Source organism: Arthrobacter sp. D3-16, from assembly GCF_054408515.1.
Map to the genome: position 1 here is coordinate 829,045 of NZ_CP096437.1, position 17,015 is coordinate 846,059.

Genomic DNA, 17,015 nt, shown 5'->3' on the forward strand with positions numbered 1-17,015 from the left:
TGGGGGCTGCCTACGTGGGCGGGGACCTACTTGTTCAGCAGGCGCACGTGGTCAGGGGTCAGGTCGGAGAGCTTGCTGACACCCAGCAGGGCCAACGTGCGGGCCATGTCCTTTTCCAGGATCTGGAGAGTGCGGTCAACGCCTGCCCGGCCGCCGGCCATGAGGCCGTAGAGGTAGGCGCGGCCGATCAGGGTGAAGTCGGCGCCGAGGGCCAGGGCTGCCACGATGTCCGCGCCGCTCATGATGCCGGTGTCCAGCATGATCGCGGCGTCGGTGTTGTCCGCGGTGAACGCCTGCTTGACCTCGGGGAGCAGGTGGAACGGGATGGGCGCGCGGTCCAGCTGGCGGCCGCCGTGGTTGGAGAGGACCACCGCGTCGGCTCCATGATCGACCACCCGGCGGGCGTCCTCCACGGTCTGGATGCCCTTGACCACCAGCTTGCCCTTCCAGGTTTCGCGCAGCCAGTCCAGGTCCTCGAAGGTGAGGGTGGGGTCGAACATCGAGTTGATCAGGTCAGCCACGGTACCTGTGTAGCGGGACAGGGAGGCGAACGTGAGCGGTTCGTGGGTGAGGAAGTTGAACCACCAGGCGGGCCGGTAGGAAGCATCCAGGACGGTCTTGATGGTGAGTGCCGGCGGGATGGTCATGCCGTTGCGGACGTCGCGCAGGCGGGCACCGGCCACGGCGGTGTCCACGGTGACCATCAGGGTGTCGTTGCCTGCCTTGGCGGCACGCTCAATGAGCTCCAGTGAGCGGTCGCGGTCCGTCCACAGGTACAGCTGGAACCAGTTGCGGCCGTTCGGGGCGGCGGCTGCTACGTCCTCGATGGAGGCGGTGCCCATGGTGGAGAGGGTGTAGGGGATTCCGGCAGCTTCGGCGGCCTGGGAACCGGCGTACTCGCCTTCGGACTGCATCATGCGGGTGAAACCGGTGGGGGCGATGCCCACCGGGAGGCGGGAAGGCTTGCCCAGGATGTCGGTGCTGAGGTCGATGGTGGATACGTTGCGCAGGATGCCGGGACGGAATTCGATGTCCAGGAACGCCTGGCGGGCACGGCGGAGGGTGATCTCCTCTTCAGCCGCGCCGTCGGTGTAATCGAAGGGCGCCTGCGGGGTGCGGCGCTTGGCGATGTCGCGCAGTTCCCACACTGTGCTGGCGCGCTTGAGCCGGGCTTCCTTGCTGAACTCCGGCTTCTTGAACTGCATCAGGGGAGCCAGGTCCGAGTATTTGGGGATGCGGCGCTTCAGCGCTGCCGGCACGGCGGAGGCCTGGCCGGCAGGAGCCGCGGCCGCTGCGGGCGCGGCTGTTGCGGGAATGTCGGTGGCGTCCGGCGCGGGCGTGGTCTCCGGATTGTTGGGCTGGATGGTGTGGGTCATGGCGTCCTCCATTGGGCGGTGACGGGTGGCGTTCGCACAAACCGTCCTGTGGTCTAACCACACTGTAGGCCATGTGGTCCAACCACATCAACTACTATTGCCCCATGAAGACCCACCAGCTTGTCCTGTCCTGGATTGAGAACGAGCTTTCCGAGGGGCGGCTGGCAGTGGGCGGCCGCCTCCCGGCTGAGCGTTCACTGGCCGAGCAGCTCCAGGTGTCCCGGACCTCCGTTCGGGAGGCCATCCGGATTCTTGAGGCGATGGGAGTTGTACGGGCGGGAGTAGGGTCCGGCCCCGAGGCAGGGACAGTAGTCATCTCGGATCCCACGGCGGCCCTTGGCTCGGCCTTGCGGCTGCACGTTGCCACCCAACACCTTCCCGTGGCCGACATTGTGGAGACGCGTGTGCTCCTGGAATCGTGGGCGGTGTCCCACGCCAGGCCTGATTCTCCGGAGCTCGCCGGCGCCTCCCGGCTCCTGGAGAAGATGGATGCCGAAGCGGTGGAGGTGGATGAGTTCCTGTCGCTGGACGTTCGCTTCCACCTTGCCTTGGCGGACGCAGCCGGGAACGCGGTGGTCAGCGCGATGATGGGATCGCTGCGGGAGTCCATCACCGGCTACGCGTCCCGGCTCACTGCCAACCTGCCGGACTGGGATGCCACCGCAGCGCGGCTGCGGGCCGAGCACCACGACATTCTCGCCGCCGTTCAACATAACGACGGCGAGAGGGCGGCCAAGCTGGTGGCTGCCCACATCGAGGGCTACTACCGCGAGGCCGGAGTGGGCCCGAACGATGGTGAAGCGCGGGTCTAGCCGTGCACCGTTGAGCGGGGAGCCTTGGCCGGGCCGCTGCTGGCGCGGACCTGGAGGCGCGGCTGGTACCGGCTGCCGGGCGCGTCATTGTCTTCCTTGCGGATCAGCGCGCGGAGCTGCTGCCAGGCCTGCTCGCCCAGTTCGGTGATCGGGACGGCAGCGGTGGTGAGTGCAGGCGTGGTGTACCTGGCGAAGGGGATATCGTCGAAACCCGTCACCGAGATGTCGCCGGGAACGTCGAGACCGCGTTCGTGGAGCCCGCTCATGAGGCCCATGGCCACCAGGTCGTTGAATGCCAGGATGCCGGTGGCGCCGCTTTCCAGCACCGCGTCCACGGCTTCATGCCCGGTGTCGAAGTCCGAGCCGCCGTCAAGCATCCGGACGTCCACGTCCGGGTGGGCGGCCTTGAATGCTTCGAGGCCCTGGAGCCGCATGCCGTTGGACGCGCTTCGGGGCGGACCGGCCAGGAATGCCAGGCGGGTGTGGCCCAGGTCCACCAGGTGCTCGGCGAGGTCCTGCACCCCCTGGCCGTAGTCCACTACCAGACTTGGTACGTCCGCCGCCGCGGTAGTGCGGTTTATCAGTACCAGGGGCCGGAGCGACGGCGCAATCTCTTCCAGCTCAGAATCGCTCATGCGGGGAGCGCACAGGACCAGGCCGTCGCAGCGCCGGCGGGCTTCGCCGGCCAGGATGGTTTCTTCGCTGGAGACCTCAAACGAATCGGCGATCAGGACGCGGTATCCGTCCTGGGCGGCGGCACGGCTGAGGCCACGCAGGATGGCCTGGAACGTTGGGTTTGCCAGGTCCGGCACGACGATGCCGATAGTGTCGGTCTTGCCCAGCGCCAGGCTGCGCCCTACCGGGTTGGGCTGGTACTTCAGCTCGGCGGCAGCGGCCCTGACGCGGGAGGCGATGTCCGGGTCCACTGTGAAGTTGCCGTTCATCACGCGGGAAACCGTGGCATGGGATACCCCCGCCTTGACGGCAACATCCGCGATCCCGATCCTGCCGGTTGCCGATCTCCTGGCCATGGTGGTCCCTTCCTGAACACGGCGGGGCCCTGCCCTAAGCCGTTTTGCTGCCTGCCGGCAAGTGTCTGCCGGGTTCTCCGGCGGTCTATTGAGTCAAAGCATATACCGCCCCGGGAAAGCGATTTCTACTGTTTTCCCAAGTTTTCCCACGACTTTCGGCCTGATGGGAGGGACTTCGTCACTTCAAGCACTAGAAAACGCTTTCTCCTAGCGCTGATAATGGTTGACGGATGCCTCTTCCGGTTGGTACAAATCTAATAGCGACCTGAGAAAACGCTTTCTTAGGCTGGTGCAGCAGTGCACCGATTGTCGAACGTCAGAGGCCGCCCGTGGCGGCCGGGTAATAGCTTTCGAAAGGGACCCTCATGGTCAACACAGCCGAGTCGAGTACTGCTGCAGAGGCGGCAACAACTGCCGCGGACACCGCCGCCGCTGTCGGTGCTGCAGGACGGAGCGGCAAAGCCCGCATCGCTTTGATCGGAACCGGCGGCCGCTCCGAAATGTACATCCGCGCCATCTTCGGCAAGCATGCCGAGACCGCGGAACTGGTGGCATTCTCAGACATCAACCCGGGCCGCGTGGAGTTCTACCAGAAGCTCATCCAGGAGCTCGGCGCACCGGGACCGGTGGCGTCATTTGATCCTGCGGACCTCACCGCCTTCATCCAGGACAACAATATCGACCGCGTTGTGGTGACCACGCCGGACTACACCCACGCCGACTACATCGTCGAGGCACTCCACGCAGGGGCCGACGTCGTCGTTGAAAAGCCGCTCACCATCGACGCAGAAGGCTGCCGCCGCATCACCCAGGCCGTCCACGAGACCGGCCGGAACGTAGTGGTCACCTTCAACTACCGCTACTCGCCGCGCAACAGCGCCCTGAAGGAAATCATTCAGAGCGGCGTCATCGGCAAAGTCACCTCCATCGACTTCAGCTGGGTCCTGGACACCGTGCACGGGGCCGATTACTTCCGCCGCTGGCACCGCGAGAAGAAGAACTCCGGCGGCCTGCTGATCCACAAGGCGTCCCACCACTTCGACCTCGTCAACTGGTGGATTGACGACGTTCCGGAGCGCGTGTTCGCCTCGGGCGGACTGAAGTTTTACGGCGACAAGAACGCCGCCGAACGCGGCCTTGGCCCCCGCCCCGAGCGCGGCACGCCCGATGCCGATGCGCCTGTTGCTGCAGAGAAGGATCCGTTCACACTCGACCTGCGGGAAGACGAGCGGCTCAAGGCGCTCTTCCTCGACAACGAGCACTACGACGGCTACCGCCGTGACCAGGACGTCTTCACCGGCGGCATCACCATTGAGGACAACCTCGCGCTGGTGGTGGAGTACCAGGGCGGCCCCCGCCTCAGCTACTCGCTGAACGCCCACAGCCCCTGGGAGGGCTACCGGGTAGCGGTCAACGGCACCGAAGGCCGTGCCGAGCTGGAGGTCGTGGAACGCGCCGCGGTCACCAGCAGCACGGACAAGAAGACTGTAGTGGACCCGAGCGCAACCCCGATCGAAGAGGATGACGCCATCCGCCGCAACGGGGAACGCCTGGTGGTCCAGCGCCACTGGGAAGCGGCCTACGAGGTGCCGATCGTCAACGGGGAAGGCGGTCACGGCGGCGGTGATGAGCTCCTCCTCTCGGACCTCTTCAATGGACCGGGCGAGGATCCGCTGGGACGTCCCTCGGGGTACCTGGACGGGCTGCGTTCCGTCTCTGTCGGGATCGCCGGCAACCGCTCCCTCGAGTCCTCCCTGCCCGTACGCATCGAGGACCTTGACCTCGGCGTCGACCTCCGCCGCGGCCACTGAAGCGCGGGCTGGGAACAACCATGAGCAGAATTTTTGTCACCGGCGGCTCCGGCCGCCTGGGCCGCAGCGTTGTGGCCGGGCTGGCTGGCAAGGGCCACCAGGTCATCTCGGTGGACCGCGAAGCCGTCCCCGCTGAACAGTTGCCGGCCGGCGTCGTGCAGGAAACTGCCGACCTCCTGGCCCCGGGGGAGGCGCTGCGCCTCCTCCGGGAGACCACGCCCGACGCCGTCATCCACCTTGCGGCTATAGCGGTACCGTTCAGCGCGCCCGAGGACGTCATCTTCGCCACGAACACGCGGCTCGCCTTTGCCGTGATCAGTGCGGCGACGGAGGTGGGCGTGCAGAAGATCGTGACCGCCAGCAGCCCCACCGTCCTGGGCTACGGTTCGCCCGCAGGCTGGCTGCCGCCGTCGTTCCCGCTGGACGAGCGGACCCCGCCGAGGCCTTGGAACGCATACGCGCTGTCGAAGCTGATCGCAGAGCAGACAATGCAGACTTTCGCTGCCGCCCAGGGCGAGAAGATCCGCTACGCGGCGTTCCGCCCGTGCTTTGTGATCTCGCCGGAGGAATGGGAAGGAGCACCGACACAGCAGGGCCACACGCTCGCCGAACGGCTGGCCGATCCCGCCCTGTCCGCGCCCGCACTGTTCAACTACGTGGATGCCCGGGACGTGGCGGACTTCCTGGACCTGCTGCTGGAGAAGATGCCGTCCATCCCCAACGGGGAAACCTTCTTCGTCGGAGCCGCGGATGCCCTGGCCACCGCGCCGCTGGCGGAACTGATGCCTAAGTTCCTGCCTGGAAGCGAGGCCCTTAGCGCAGGACTCGCCGGCACCAGCCCGGCCTTCTCCATCGCGAAAGCACAGGAACTCCTGGGCTGGCACCCCACGCGCAGCTGGCGCACTGAACTGAAGTCCCACCCCACCCTCAACGACGAGAACTCTGCGCTGGTTACCGCCGGCAGCGGAGCCAAGGAGACACCATGAAATTCGACGGCGTACTGTTCTTCCCCGTCACCCCGTTCACGGCCGAAGGCGCCGTTGACGTAGAGATGCTCAAGGAACACATCAGCTCCCGCCTCCCGTTCGGGCCCGGCGGCGTCTTCCCGGCCTGCGGCACCGGCGAATTCCATGCCCTCAGCATCGAGGAAGTCCGCACCGTGGTGACGGCCGCCGTCGAGGTTGTCGCAGGAAAGGTTCCGGTAGTAGCCGGCGCCGGCGGTCCGCTGGGCCATGCCATTGCTGCCGCCCGCGCTGCGGAAGAAGCCGGCGCGGACGCACTCCTGGTGCTGCCGCCGTACCTGGTCACTGGCCCCACCGATGGGCTCGTGGCCTATATCGAGGCTGTGGCCAGCGCCAGCAGCCTGCCGGTGATCGTTTACCACCGCGGCAACGCCAAGTTCACCGCCGCGTCCATGGCGCGGCTGGCTGCCAACCCCAAGGTGGTCGGCTTCAAGGACGGGCTGGGCGACGTGGGCCTGGCCCAGGAGATCGTATCCGCAGTCCGTGCAACCGGACGGGAGGACTTTGCGTTCTTCAACGGCCTGCTGACCGCCGAACTGACCCAGGGCGCCTACCGCGGCCTCGGCATCCCGCTCTACTCCTCGGCAGCCTTCGCAATGGCCCCGGAGATTGCCAAGGCCTACTACGACGCGTACATGGCCGGTGACGAGGACCGCCGCAACGCCCTGCTGGAAGGCTTCTACGCACCGCTGGTCCGCCTCCGCGACCAAACACCGGGCTTCGGCGTTTCGCTGATCAAGGCGGGCCTGCGGCTGGGCGGACTGCCCGTCGGCTCCGTGCGCCCGCCGCTGGTTGACCCCACCGAGGAGCAGTTGGTGCAGCTGAAGGCCATCCTCGCCAAGGGCTACGAGCTGGCTGGCCGCTGATGAGCTCCCCCGCAACTGTTGCCGTCCGCACGGAACCGCGCATCACGGGCCTGAGCACCCGGCTCATCACCGTTCCGTTGCGCCGGAGCTGGGGTGTTGAGGCACCGGAAAACCACGTGATCACCACGGAAATCCACACGGACGACGGCGGCGCGGGGCATGGTTTTTCCTGGACGCCCACCATTGGTCCGCAGGCGGTTAAGGCCCTGCTCGACTACGACATCGCCCCGTTCATCACCGGGCTGCCCGCCAACCCGGAGGTTGTCTGGGACGCGGTGTGGAAACGGCTGCACGAGGCCGGCGGCGGGGGACTGACCACGATTGCGATGGCCGGGGTGGACCTGGCCCTCTGGGATCTTCAGGCCTCCCGCGCCAACACTTCCGTCGCCGGACTCCTGGGGCAGCGCCAGGAGTCCGCGGAGGTGTACGGATCCGGTGTAAACCTGCATTACAGCCTCGAAGAGCTGGCTGCCCAGACTGAGCGGTGGGTTGCCGCAGGACACCAGGCAGTGAAGATCAAGGTGGGCAAGCCGGACATCCGCGAGGACGCCGAACGGGTGGCCGCGGTCCGCTCCGTCCTGGGACCTGACCGGAAACTGATGATTGACGCCAACCAGCGCTGGGACCTGCCCACCACGCTCCGCGCCCTCGATGTTTTGTCCGAATTCGGGTTGGAGTGGCTTGAGGAACCCATCCGCGCGGACGACCTCTGGGCCTACCGCAGGCTCCGAAAGCACTCGCCCGTGCCGATCGCCCTCGGTGAAAACCTGCACACCATCTACCGCTTCCGCGATTTCATAGAGGCGGAAGCAGTGGACATCATCCAGCCGAACATTATCCGCGTGGGTGGCATCACGTCCTTCCGGCGCATCGTGGAACTGGCCCGCACCAACAGCATCAAGGTGATGCCGCACCTGCTCCCCGAGCTGTCCGGCCAGCTGGCGCTCACGCTCGCCGAGCCCACCCTGGTGGAGGATGTGGAGGAGGCGTCCTTTGAGCAGCTGGGGATCCTGGCCGGCCCCTCGCCGGTCCAGTTCAGCAACAGCCGCCTGACGCTCACCGACCAGCCCGGACTCGGCTTCCGCTTCCACGACGCAGGCTAAAGCAGATCAACGCAGACTCGATGAGTCCAGACACGAAGAACAGGTACCTCAAGTGACAACTGCAACCCTTACCCTGTCCGAGCTCACGGCCGCCGCCACAGAGGCAGCCAAAATTTCCGCGGCCGCCTCCGACGCGGAACGGGCCGCCTGGCTCACGGCCGTGGCCGATGCGCTCGACGCCAACGCCGCGGAACTGGTGGAGATTGCCGATTCCGAGACGAGCCTTGGCGCAACCCGCCTCACTGGCGAAGTGGCCCGGACAACCGGGCAGCTGCGACTGTTCGCCCGCGTGATCACCGAAGGTTCTTACCTCGAAGCCGTCATCGACCACGCCGACCCCAACTCCACGCCACCCAAGCCTGACCTTCGCCGTATCCTGCGGCCCATCGGCCCGGTTGCGGTATTCTCCGCTTCCAACTTCCCGTTCGCCTTCTCGGTGGCCGGCGGAGATACCGCTTCCGCCCTTGCCGTCGGTTGCTCCGTCATCGTCAAAGCCCACTCGGGCCACTTGCGCCTCTCGGAGCGGACCGCCGAAATTATGGCTGACGCACTGTCCGCGGCAGGAGCGCCGGAAGGCCTCTTCGCCCTGGTATCCGGCCGCGAGGTGGGAACCGCACTTGTGCAGGATCCCGCCATCAAAGCGGTTGGCTTCACCGGCTCCATCCCCGGTGGCCGAGCCCTCTTCGACCTCGCCACATCCCGTCCCGAGCCCATCCCTTTCTACGGCGAACTCGGCAGCCTGAACCCCGTCGTCGTTACCGAGCGGGCTCTGGCGGAGCACTCCACGCAACTCGCCGAGGGTCTGGCCGGATCCTTCACTCTTGGCGCCGGCCAGTTCTGCACCAAGCCCGGGCTGGTCTTCATTCCGGCTGGAACGGACTTCGCTGCGAAAGTGGCGGAAGCCAGCAAGGACAAGCCGGCGCTCGGCATGCTGACCACGCGGATTGCCGAGGCATACCCGGACGGGCTGCGCAGTTTCGCTTCCGTGGAAGGCGTTGATGTGATGAGCGGCAGCGTGGACCAGGATGCGGTGTCCGATGGGGCAGCCCCGGTGGTCTTCTCCACCTCCGCGGCGAAGGCTCTTGAGCGTCCCGAGGAACTGCTGGAGGAGTGCTTCGGCCCCACCACCATGCTGATCGAGTACACGGACCAGGAGGAGCTGTCTGCAGTCCTGGCCAAGGTACCGGGCAGCCTGACCGCCACGGTGCACGCGCAGCCGGGCGAGGACGTTTCCAGGCTCGTGGAGCAGCTGTCCAACCTGGCCGGCCGCGTCCTGTTCGACGGCTGGCCCACGGGCGTGGCCGTCAACTGGGCCCAGCAGCACGGCGGTCCCTACCCGGCCACCACCTCGCTCTTCACCTCGGTGGGTGCGACGGCGGTCCGCCGGTTCCAGCGCCCCGTTGCCTACCAGGATGCGCCCGAGACGGTCCTGCACCCGGCACTGCACGAAGACAACCCGCTGGGCATCCCGCGCCGGGTCGACGGGAAACTGGTGCTCCCCCGGTAACGCTCTCTCACTTGATGTCGCTTTAACCAAAACGCTCTCTCAGTTGGTGCCGGGACTACGGCTACAACTGAGAGAGCGTTTTGCGTTTTACCGCAGGAACTGAACTGGTCCCCGTTAGTTGGACTGGCTAAATGGGATTCTAGGCTGCAAGGGTCTGGGCCCGGTATTGCGCCGGGCTCAGGCCCTTGAGCTTTGTGGAGATTCTTTTGTTGTTGTACCAGTGGATGTATTCCTCTATTGCAGCTGCCAGTGCATCGGTGTTGAGGAATCGGACGCGGTGGAAGAGTTCTTCCTTCAGGTGGCCGAAGAAGTTCTCCATGACGGCGTTGTCGTAGCAATTGCCCTTGCGGGACATGGATTGGACCCCGCCGGCGTTCTCGATGAGGGTGCGCCAGGAGGCATGGCGGTATTGGAAACCTTGGTCCGAGTGCACCAGCGGCTGCTGACCCGGCTGCAGGCAGGTCAGGGCCTCACGCAGTGAATCGTTGGTGAGCGCCAGGTTCGGGGACAAGCCCAGCGAGTAAGAAATGATCTGCCGGTCGAAGAGGTCCATGACCGGTGAGAGGTAAAGCTTCCGGTCACCGACGCGAAACTCCGTCACGTCGGTTACCCACTTCTGGTTCGGTGCATCAGCCTCGAATTCCCGCTTCAGCACGTTGGGCGCTACCGCGCCCTGGTCGCCCTGGTAGGAGTTGTAGCGCTTCCTGCGCCGGACCTTGCAGGCCAACCCGAGTGCCTGCATCAGCTTCAGCACGGTCTTCTTCGCGACCGTCCACCCTTGCTTGAGTAGCTCCGTATGGACCCGCCGATGCCCGTACCGGCCATGGTTCATTTCGAAGATCTCCGTGACCGCCGCTTTGAGCTTCTCTTTCGGATCGGGCCCATGGAGCCGGAGCTGGTGATAGAAGAACGTGGATCTCGCCAGCCCGGCGACGTCCAAACAGGACACCAAGCGGATAGTCAACCTTGAGGGCAACGACGGCCTGAACCTTACCGTCGTCCCTGTTCCCTCAAGGCCCGCAGTTTTCCCAGGTACGCCACCTGGGCGCGCAGCCGCTCGTTCTCCCGCCGCAACCGCTCAAGCTCGGGCAGTTCCGCTGGCGGCAGGGCATCAGGTTTCCGCGGTCTGCCTTTGGGCTTTGGCCGCAACCCGTCCTCACCCTCCAGACGATACGCCCGGACCCACTTTTGCAGCAGCTCACGGGAGGCCAAACCAGCCTCCACTGCCAGATCCGGACCGGGCTTGCCCGCGAGGAACCGCTGCACCAAGGCCAGCTTGAACTCGAAAGAGTATGACTTCACCGGCCTGCTCACCAGCACTCCTTGCCCATGAATCCTCCACCGCCCATACAGTGCCCTGACCGGCACCCAAGGCGCATCCAGCAACCGAGCCACCGCCCGATACCCGATACCCTCTCAAACAACGCTACAGCCGCCTCACGCTGCGCCTCAGATAATGAACTACTTGCACGCATAAAACTGCTCCCCGGAAGTCGGAACTGAATTTCTCAGTCCAACTTCCGGGGAGCAGTTCAAACTGCGAGAGCGTTCGGCCTAGAGCTGGAGAGTGGCGGGGCGCTCGAGCCCGTTCACGGTGGTGGTTGGCCAGCGCGGGTCAACGGTGAGGACCTGCAGGCCGGATTCGGTGAGCTGGACAGTGTCCTCGATCTTGACGCCGGGCCCGGACGGGTTCCAGGTGAAGGCCTGGTTCAGGACCACCGTATCCGTTGCGGCGGCGGTTACCCGGGGATCGCGTCCCGCGTAGCCTGCAGGCCCGCCCTGATGGTGCAGTTCCCACTGCTCCGCGCCGAAAGCGTGCCGGGCGTAAGCGGCCTGGATCTCGGCGAAGATCCGGTCCAGCCGGGCGCCGGGGACAGTGGCGTCGAAGATGTCAGCTTCCACTGCTGCGATGCGTGCCTCGGCGTCGCGCTCTTCCGGGGCGCCGGCGTCGAACCTTACCCAGCGGGTGATGTTGGCGACCAGGCCGTCCCGGCGGGCGCACACCACCGCCATGGCCCGGCGCCCCAGGGGCGAGTGGGTAGCCAGCGGATGCCGGAACTCGCTCCGGCTGCTGCCGTTGCACAACAGGACCAGCGGCTCGGCGCCGGCGGCAATCACCCGGGCGGCCAGCGCGGACACCAGTTCGAATTCTGTGGTTTCCGGCCGGGCCGTTGAGAGCACGTCGGTCATGATGGCAGCGACATCAGCACTGAGGAGGGCATAGCGGGCACTTTCAGCCGGGAGCAGCTGCTGGCGGGCTGCGCGCAGCTCAGCGGCCACGGCTGTTTCGGCCAGCGGAGTGCCCTTTCCGGATGTGCCGACGGCGGCAGCCGCCTCGTGCAGGTTGCCGTACCAAGGCACCGAGTGGAGGGTGACGCCGGAGGGCAGCTCCTCGGCAGCGATGCGGCCGGCTTCATTGTTGAAGGTGACCAGGTGGTCGCCGTCGCGGTCAACGAGGACGGCTGCGATGGGATCGCCCGCCAGGCTGATGTGTACGCGGCTGCCGTCAAGGTACCAGGTCAGCGCCGTGTGCGTGGTGAGCAGCAGGGAATCCTGGCCCTTGGCGTCCAGAATGTCCAGGACCCGGCTCCGCTTGATGGCACGGTCCTCGGTTGAGGCCGGTGCCACCCGGACGGCCTGCACCGCTGCAGGTTCTGATGGGGTGGAGTCCATCATCGCGGTGCCGCTCCCTCTGCCCGCAAGCGGTGTGGTGTCTGCTGTTGTCTGGCTCATGAACGGTTCCCCTGCCGGTTGATCAATGCTTCGATGTCTGCTGTGTCCAGGATGCCGTTGGCCACAAAAACGGTGATGCTGCGTTTCACGGGAGTGCCCGGTTTTGTGATGGCCGGGGTGTCCCACGCGAGCGACTGGCCCACTCCCGGATAACCGTCCACCCGGACGAACCAGGGGTCGGTGGAACCCTCCGCTGCCACGAAAACGAGGGTGGCACTGCCTTCTGGTGTGCTGCCGATGGAAATGCCGGCATCGGACGTGCCGGCGTCGAAGGTTTCCGGGTCGAACGTCCCCGCCCAGGCGAGCCACGGCGCTACAGAGCCGTGCACCTCGGACTCGCCCGCGCCGGCGGGTGTCCAGACAGCGGCGCTGTCGCAGGCGGGCAGCCGCCAGAAGAACCCGCCGTAGCCACCTTCATGGCGGCCATTGGAACCGGGGCTCCCGAGGCTGACCGGCTGGTCCCCGGCGGGGGAGAGGGCAAAGTCCAGAGACAGCTGCCACGCGGAGGAGCTGACGCCGGACCAGGTCCAGGTACGGTCCTCCACCAGGACGGGGGCGCCGTCGGGCCCGTTCCAGCTCAGGGTCTCCTGCAGCCGGCCGTCCTGGCCACCCGATACGGCGGCCGTTTCTTCGATGGAGGTTCCGGTGCCGGTGATGCTGCCGTGGTCCGGGCGCCAGACGTATTGTCCGGCTTCGCGTGTGTAGGTGCGGCCGCCCCAGAAATTGATGCCGTCCACGTCCTGCAGGGCAACGCCAACACCTAGGTGCCACACGTGGTCCAGCGGCTGGTGGTCCGTCACCACGGTGCCTTGAAGGGTACGTACCGGGTGCAGGTAGGGCCGTGGCGACGAGACAGCGCGGATACGGCTGCCGTCCTGGTACCCGGCGATGGCCTGGCCGTCCAGCGTCAAAGTGCGGACAGGCGGGAGGGCCCTAGCCCACGGCACTCCCAGTTCGGCGAAGGTGGCCTGCGCCTTGATGGCGCGTTCGATCAAGGTGCCAATTCCGTGGACTACAGGATGGGCGTCGTCGCCGTCGCCTTCCCAAGTGATGTGGCGGGGGCTGATGGCTTGGGGCGCCGGCGCCGTTCGGATGGCCTCCAGCACAGTGGTGAAAGCGCCGGTGTTGGGCAGGGGAGACAGCAGCCGGGCCCCGGTGGAGCGGGCGTCCAGCAGGTTTTCCAGCAGGTCGGTGCGGCCGAACCTCTCGCGGCGCTCGCCGTCCGCGGTGCTGATGACCACCTCGTCCCGGGTGTAGAAGAGGGTGATCTCGCCGCGAGTTCCGTGCACGGTGACGGAGGGATCCTGCTGTTCGGGGGCGCACAACGTCAACCCGCAGAGCAACGTGGTGCCCCCAGCGGTGCGGACGCGGATGATGGACGTGTCATCGCTCTCGGTGCCGTGTGCCCGGTAAAGGTCTGTCTCCACCGATTGCACGTCGGCCAGCGTGTGTGCTCCCGCCATGTGAAGCGCGGTGGCTACGGCGTGGGCGAGGGCGTTGGTTGCCACGCCGTCCACCACGTCGATGCCGTTAAGGCTTCGCTTCCCCGCCCAACGGGAACGCTTGAAGTAGGCCTTGTTCCGCACCCACTGTCCTTTGGCGCTCAGGCCGAGGACGTCACCGATGCTGCCGGTTTCCACCAGGCCACGGATGGCAGGCAACGCGTGGGAACCGAGGCTTTGGAATCCCACCTGGACCAGCCGCCCGGCGGTCTCTGCGGCGGACAGCACCTCCTGGAACTGGGCCAGGGACGCCACCGGCGGCTTTTCGACGTAGACGTCCTTACCTGCTGCCAAGGCCGCGAGGGCCAGGGGGGCATGTGTCTGAATGGGGGTGGCAAGGATAACGATGTCGACCCCCGGGTCCGCTGCCAGCAGCTGTCCCAAGTCATCGAAGACCGCTACCGGGTCTGCCAGCCGTCCCTCTGCGGGAGGATTGGGGTCCGCGACAGCGACCAGTTCCAGGGCTCCGGCTTCCTCGAGCCGGGCAAGGTTGGCAAGGTGGCGTTCCCCGAATCCGTGGACGCCCACCAGGGCTATCCGTGGAACCGCTACAGGGTTCGGCGCTGGCGCTGCACGGCCAGTCTGGCCGGTGCTGTTCTCCGCGGTGGCGGATTGTTGAGTCATCAGGAAGTTCCTTGAGGGCTGAAGGTGGTCTGGAAGTCGAGTGTGCCGGCATCTGCCGGACCAGGTGTGTCCGCTTGCTTGCCGTGCAGCCTGGAAGACAGGAAGTCGAGTGCTTCCTCCTGCATGCGGGCCGTAAAAACATGGCCCCCGGGCCAGAAGCTTCCGGTGTAGCTCCCGGGACGGTGCAGTGATTCCAGGATGCGGTGGGCATCGCGCATGCCGTCGTCTGGAAAAAGCTCGTCGGCCAGCGCGTATTGGACCAGCAGGTCGCGCGCGCCCGATCTTGCCGTGAGCTCGGGCCAGTCACCCAGCTGCCACAGGCCAGGGGTCTGCAGCAGCCACGAATGCGCGTCAAGGTAGGCGGGAAGAAGGGACTGGAAAGTGGCCATCATGCAGGTCACCACGTAGCTGCGGATCCGCGGACTCAGGGCGGCAAGGGCCAGGGAACGGCCACCGCCACCGGAGAAGCCGATGCAGCCCAGCCGGTCCGGGTCCACGTCCGGCAGTCCGGCGAGAATGTCCAGGGCCGCCAGATCGTCGTGGGCCACCATGCCGGCGAGGCTGGTACCCAGCAGGCCAGCGGTCTTGGCCACGGTTTCCTCGTGGAAAGCAGCGGCGGCATTGTATTCATCAGCTTCGGAAGGCACGACGCCGTCCTGCCGCCACTGCGCCTGCCGCGCCTCCAGTGCAGAGGCCGTCCGCCACGGCGGAACGGAGAGATCGAAACGGCGGCTGCCCCAGGCGAATGTGTCGTGCGCGAGAACGGCGAAGCCCCTTCGAGCGACCTCCGTGGCGAGTGCCTGGCCGTCGTAGTGGCCCGCCCGGGCGCTTTTTGCCGAGGGGTGGGATTCCGGCAGATCCACCAGGCGGTCCGCCCCGCCGAACTTGTTGCCCCCGTGGCAGTGCAGGGCAAGGACGCCCGGCAGGGGACCGGAAACGCTGGCCGGCCGGATCAGCCAGCCAGTGGTGCGGGGACCAAATCCCAGCTGCCAGCCGAGCTGGGAGGTAGTGACGCCGTCGTGCGTTCCCTCCCAGTGGACGGTCACCTCCGGCCGCTGCGACGCGCCCGGTACCCCGAGCGCGTCCGCAAGTCCCTGCGACGCCGGGCTAGCGGCCTGGTACCGGGGGTGTTGCTGAACGTAGGCAGGCCAGTCCCCGTAGCCGCCTATCGCGCTCGGCCGTGGCGGCCGGGCATCGGTCAGTTCGGCATCAGGGCTCACTGGCCTGCCTCCTGTTCTGATGGTGTAGTGCGGGATGCGCTGGGCCGGGGTCAGCCCAGGTTCGAATTGACCTCTTGGATGAAGGCCTTGGCAGCGTCCCGCGGGGAGGTCTTTCCGAACAGCACATCCGTGTTGAGCCGGTTGATGACCTCCATGGTGGCCGACGATCCGGCGGGGAAGGGCAGCGGCGGTTCGATCTTCATTTCAGCCACGCGGTCCAGGTATTCCGCTTCCTTCTGCTGGGATTCCTTGAGGAGAGGCGTGATGGCGGCCTTGAGTTCGGTGTTGGCAGGCATGCCCCGGTCGCTCTTGATCTTGGTCGCCGCGTCCACGTTGTTCACCAGGTAGTTGATGAACAGGGCTGCTTCCTTGGGGTGGGCAGACTTCGAGGAGATGGCGTATTCCATGGAGGACCGCAACCACGTGCCCGGCTGCTTGCTCTCGTTGGGCAGCTTCATCATGACCAGCGGCGACCCCGAGTATGAGTTCATCTGGTTGCTCCAGGAGATCTTCATGCCCTGCTTGCCCTGGCCCATCAGCGTCAACTCGGGCTGGGCGGAGTTGTCTTCAACAGTCTGGGAGGCCGAGGGAGCGGCGCCGGTTTCCATCAGCTTCTTGTTCATCTCGAACCACTTGGTGGCGGTGTCCTCGCTGATGCCCAGCTTCTTGCCGTCATCAGTGTAGAGGTCCTCGCCGTGCTGGCGTGCCCATACTGCAAGGAAGGAGTCGTTGGTCATGGGGGTGGTCCCGAAGGTTCCCGCCGGCGACTTTTTGGTGATCTCTGCGGCGATTTCGGCGTAGTCATCCCAGGTCCAGGTCTCGTCGTCGGGCAGCTCCACCCCGGCGGCCTCGAAGACTTTCGGGTCGACCACCATGGACATGGCGTTGACGCCGGCGGTGATGGTGTACTGCTTGCCGTCGATCTTGCCGAGGTCCACCGTGCCCTCTGCGAACTTGGACGTATCGATCTGGTCCTTGACCTTGTCCAGGTCCAGTAGCACGCCCCGGCTCGCGTATTCGCTGGGGTACGCGCCGCTCATGGCGAAGACGTCCGGGGTAGTGCCGCCGGCGATCTGGGTGGCCATCTTGTCCCAGTAGGAACTGAATTCAGTGTTCTCGCCCTGCACCTTGATGGTGGGGTTGGCCGCCTCGAAGTCCTTGATGACTTCGAGGGTGGTCTTCGCGCGGGAATCGTTGCCCCACCAAGCGAAGCGGATGGTGACGGGATCTTCAACCGTCCCCACTTTGCCGGCTTCCGGGTTGCTGCCGCAGCCGGTGAGAACCAGTGCCAGCGCTGCTGATGCCCCGGCGACTGCCATGGACGACCTCTTGAGACTAAACCGCATTGTCCTGCCCCTAAGTTAGTGTTTTCGGTTGAAGCGACGCCCGCTACAGAAAGCGTTTTCTC

Annotated in this window: 14 protein-coding genes; 6 read left to right on the forward strand and 8 right to left on the reverse strand. The window is 66.0% G+C overall.

Annotated features, from left to right (window positions below; all coding sequences use genetic code 11):
- Window positions 1-26 precede the first annotated feature (26 nt).
- Window positions 27-1,376 carry an alpha-hydroxy acid oxidase gene (locus tag M1D32_RS04025; protein ID WP_458781054.1) on the reverse strand — a complete coding sequence of 450 codons (1,350 nt, stop codon included), beginning with the start codon at window positions 1,374-1,376 and terminating at the stop codon, window positions 27-29.
- 71 nt (window positions 1,377-1,447) lie between these two features.
- On the opposite strand from M1D32_RS04025, the gene M1D32_RS04030 reads away from it, so the two are divergent.
- Window positions 1,448-2,188: a FadR/GntR family transcriptional regulator gene (locus M1D32_RS04030; protein WP_458781055.1), complete on the forward strand. Its 741-nt coding sequence runs from the start codon at window positions 1,448-1,450 to the stop codon at window positions 2,186-2,188.
- On the opposite strand, the gene M1D32_RS04035 is transcribed toward M1D32_RS04030, so the two are convergent.
- Window positions 2,185-3,219: a LacI family DNA-binding transcriptional regulator gene (locus M1D32_RS04035; protein ID WP_458781056.1), complete on the reverse strand. Its 1,035-nt coding sequence runs from the start codon at window positions 3,217-3,219 to the stop codon at window positions 2,185-2,187. The genes M1D32_RS04030 and M1D32_RS04035 overlap by 4 nt on opposite strands.
- A gap of 365 nt (window positions 3,220-3,584) precedes the next feature.
- Between M1D32_RS04035 and M1D32_RS04040 the strand changes: the two genes are divergently transcribed.
- From M1D32_RS04040 to M1D32_RS04060, 5 genes are read left to right on the forward strand one after another with little or no spacing between them, the layout of a single operon-like run.
- Window positions 3,585-5,030 carry a Gfo/Idh/MocA family oxidoreductase gene (locus tag M1D32_RS04040; protein WP_458781057.1) on the forward strand — a complete coding sequence of 482 codons (1,446 nt, stop codon included), beginning with the start codon at window positions 3,585-3,587 and terminating at the stop codon, window positions 5,028-5,030.
- A gap of 20 nt (window positions 5,031-5,050) precedes the next feature.
- Window positions 5,051-6,016, forward strand: coding sequence for an NAD-dependent epimerase/dehydratase family protein (locus tag M1D32_RS04045; RefSeq protein ID WP_458781058.1), 966 nt, complete (start codon window positions 5,051-5,053; stop codon window positions 6,014-6,016).
- Window positions 6,013-6,918, forward strand: coding sequence for a 5-dehydro-4-deoxyglucarate dehydratase (locus M1D32_RS04050; RefSeq protein WP_458781059.1), 906 nt, complete (start codon window positions 6,013-6,015; stop codon window positions 6,916-6,918). Before M1D32_RS04045 ends, M1D32_RS04050 begins: the two co-directional genes overlap by 4 nt.
- Entirely contained in the window at window positions 6,918-8,021 is a 1,104-nt protein-coding gene (locus M1D32_RS04055; protein WP_458781060.1) for a mandelate racemase/muconate lactonizing enzyme family protein, read from the forward strand. Before M1D32_RS04050 ends, M1D32_RS04055 begins: the two co-directional genes overlap by 1 nt.
- A gap of 52 nt (window positions 8,022-8,073) precedes the next feature.
- Window positions 8,074-9,528 carry an aldehyde dehydrogenase (NADP(+)) gene (locus M1D32_RS04060; RefSeq protein WP_458781061.1) on the forward strand — a complete coding sequence of 485 codons (1,455 nt, stop codon included), beginning with the start codon at window positions 8,074-8,076 and terminating at the stop codon, window positions 9,526-9,528.
- Window positions 9,529-9,667: 139 nt separating this feature from the next.
- On the opposite strand, the gene M1D32_RS04065 is transcribed toward M1D32_RS04060, so the two are convergent.
- From M1D32_RS04065 to M1D32_RS04090, 6 genes are all read right to left on the reverse strand, one after another.
- Window positions 9,668-10,477: an IS3 family transposase gene (locus tag M1D32_RS04065; RefSeq protein ID WP_458782098.1), complete on the reverse strand. Its 810-nt coding sequence runs from the start codon at window positions 10,475-10,477 to the stop codon at window positions 9,668-9,670.
- A 41-nt stretch (window positions 10,478-10,518) separates the two neighbouring features.
- Window positions 10,519-10,842, reverse strand: coding sequence for a helix-turn-helix domain-containing protein (locus M1D32_RS04070; protein WP_458778638.1), 324 nt, complete (start codon window positions 10,840-10,842; stop codon window positions 10,519-10,521).
- Between the two features lie 240 nt (window positions 10,843-11,082).
- On the reverse strand, window positions 11,083-12,201 hold the full coding sequence (locus tag M1D32_RS04075) for a M24 family metallopeptidase (protein WP_458782099.1): 1,119 nt from the start codon (window positions 12,199-12,201) through the stop codon (window positions 11,083-11,085).
- A 56-nt stretch (window positions 12,202-12,257) separates the two neighbouring features.
- The gene (locus tag M1D32_RS04080) at window positions 12,258-14,387 is read right to left on the reverse strand and encodes a DUF6807 family protein (RefSeq protein ID WP_458781062.1); all 2,130 of its coding nucleotides are present in this window, start codon (window positions 14,385-14,387) and stop codon (window positions 12,258-12,260) included.
- Window positions 14,387-15,607, reverse strand: coding sequence for an acetylxylan esterase (locus M1D32_RS04085; RefSeq protein ID WP_458781063.1), 1,221 nt, complete (start codon window positions 15,605-15,607; stop codon window positions 14,387-14,389). The genes M1D32_RS04080 and M1D32_RS04085 overlap by 1 nt, the downstream gene beginning before the upstream one ends.
- A 50-nt stretch (window positions 15,608-15,657) precedes the next feature.
- A complete protein-coding gene (locus M1D32_RS04090; protein ID WP_458781064.1) occupies window positions 15,658-16,926 on the reverse strand; it encodes an ABC transporter substrate-binding protein in 1,269 nt (422 codons plus the stop codon).
- Between the last annotated feature and the right edge of the window lie 89 nt (window positions 16,927-17,015).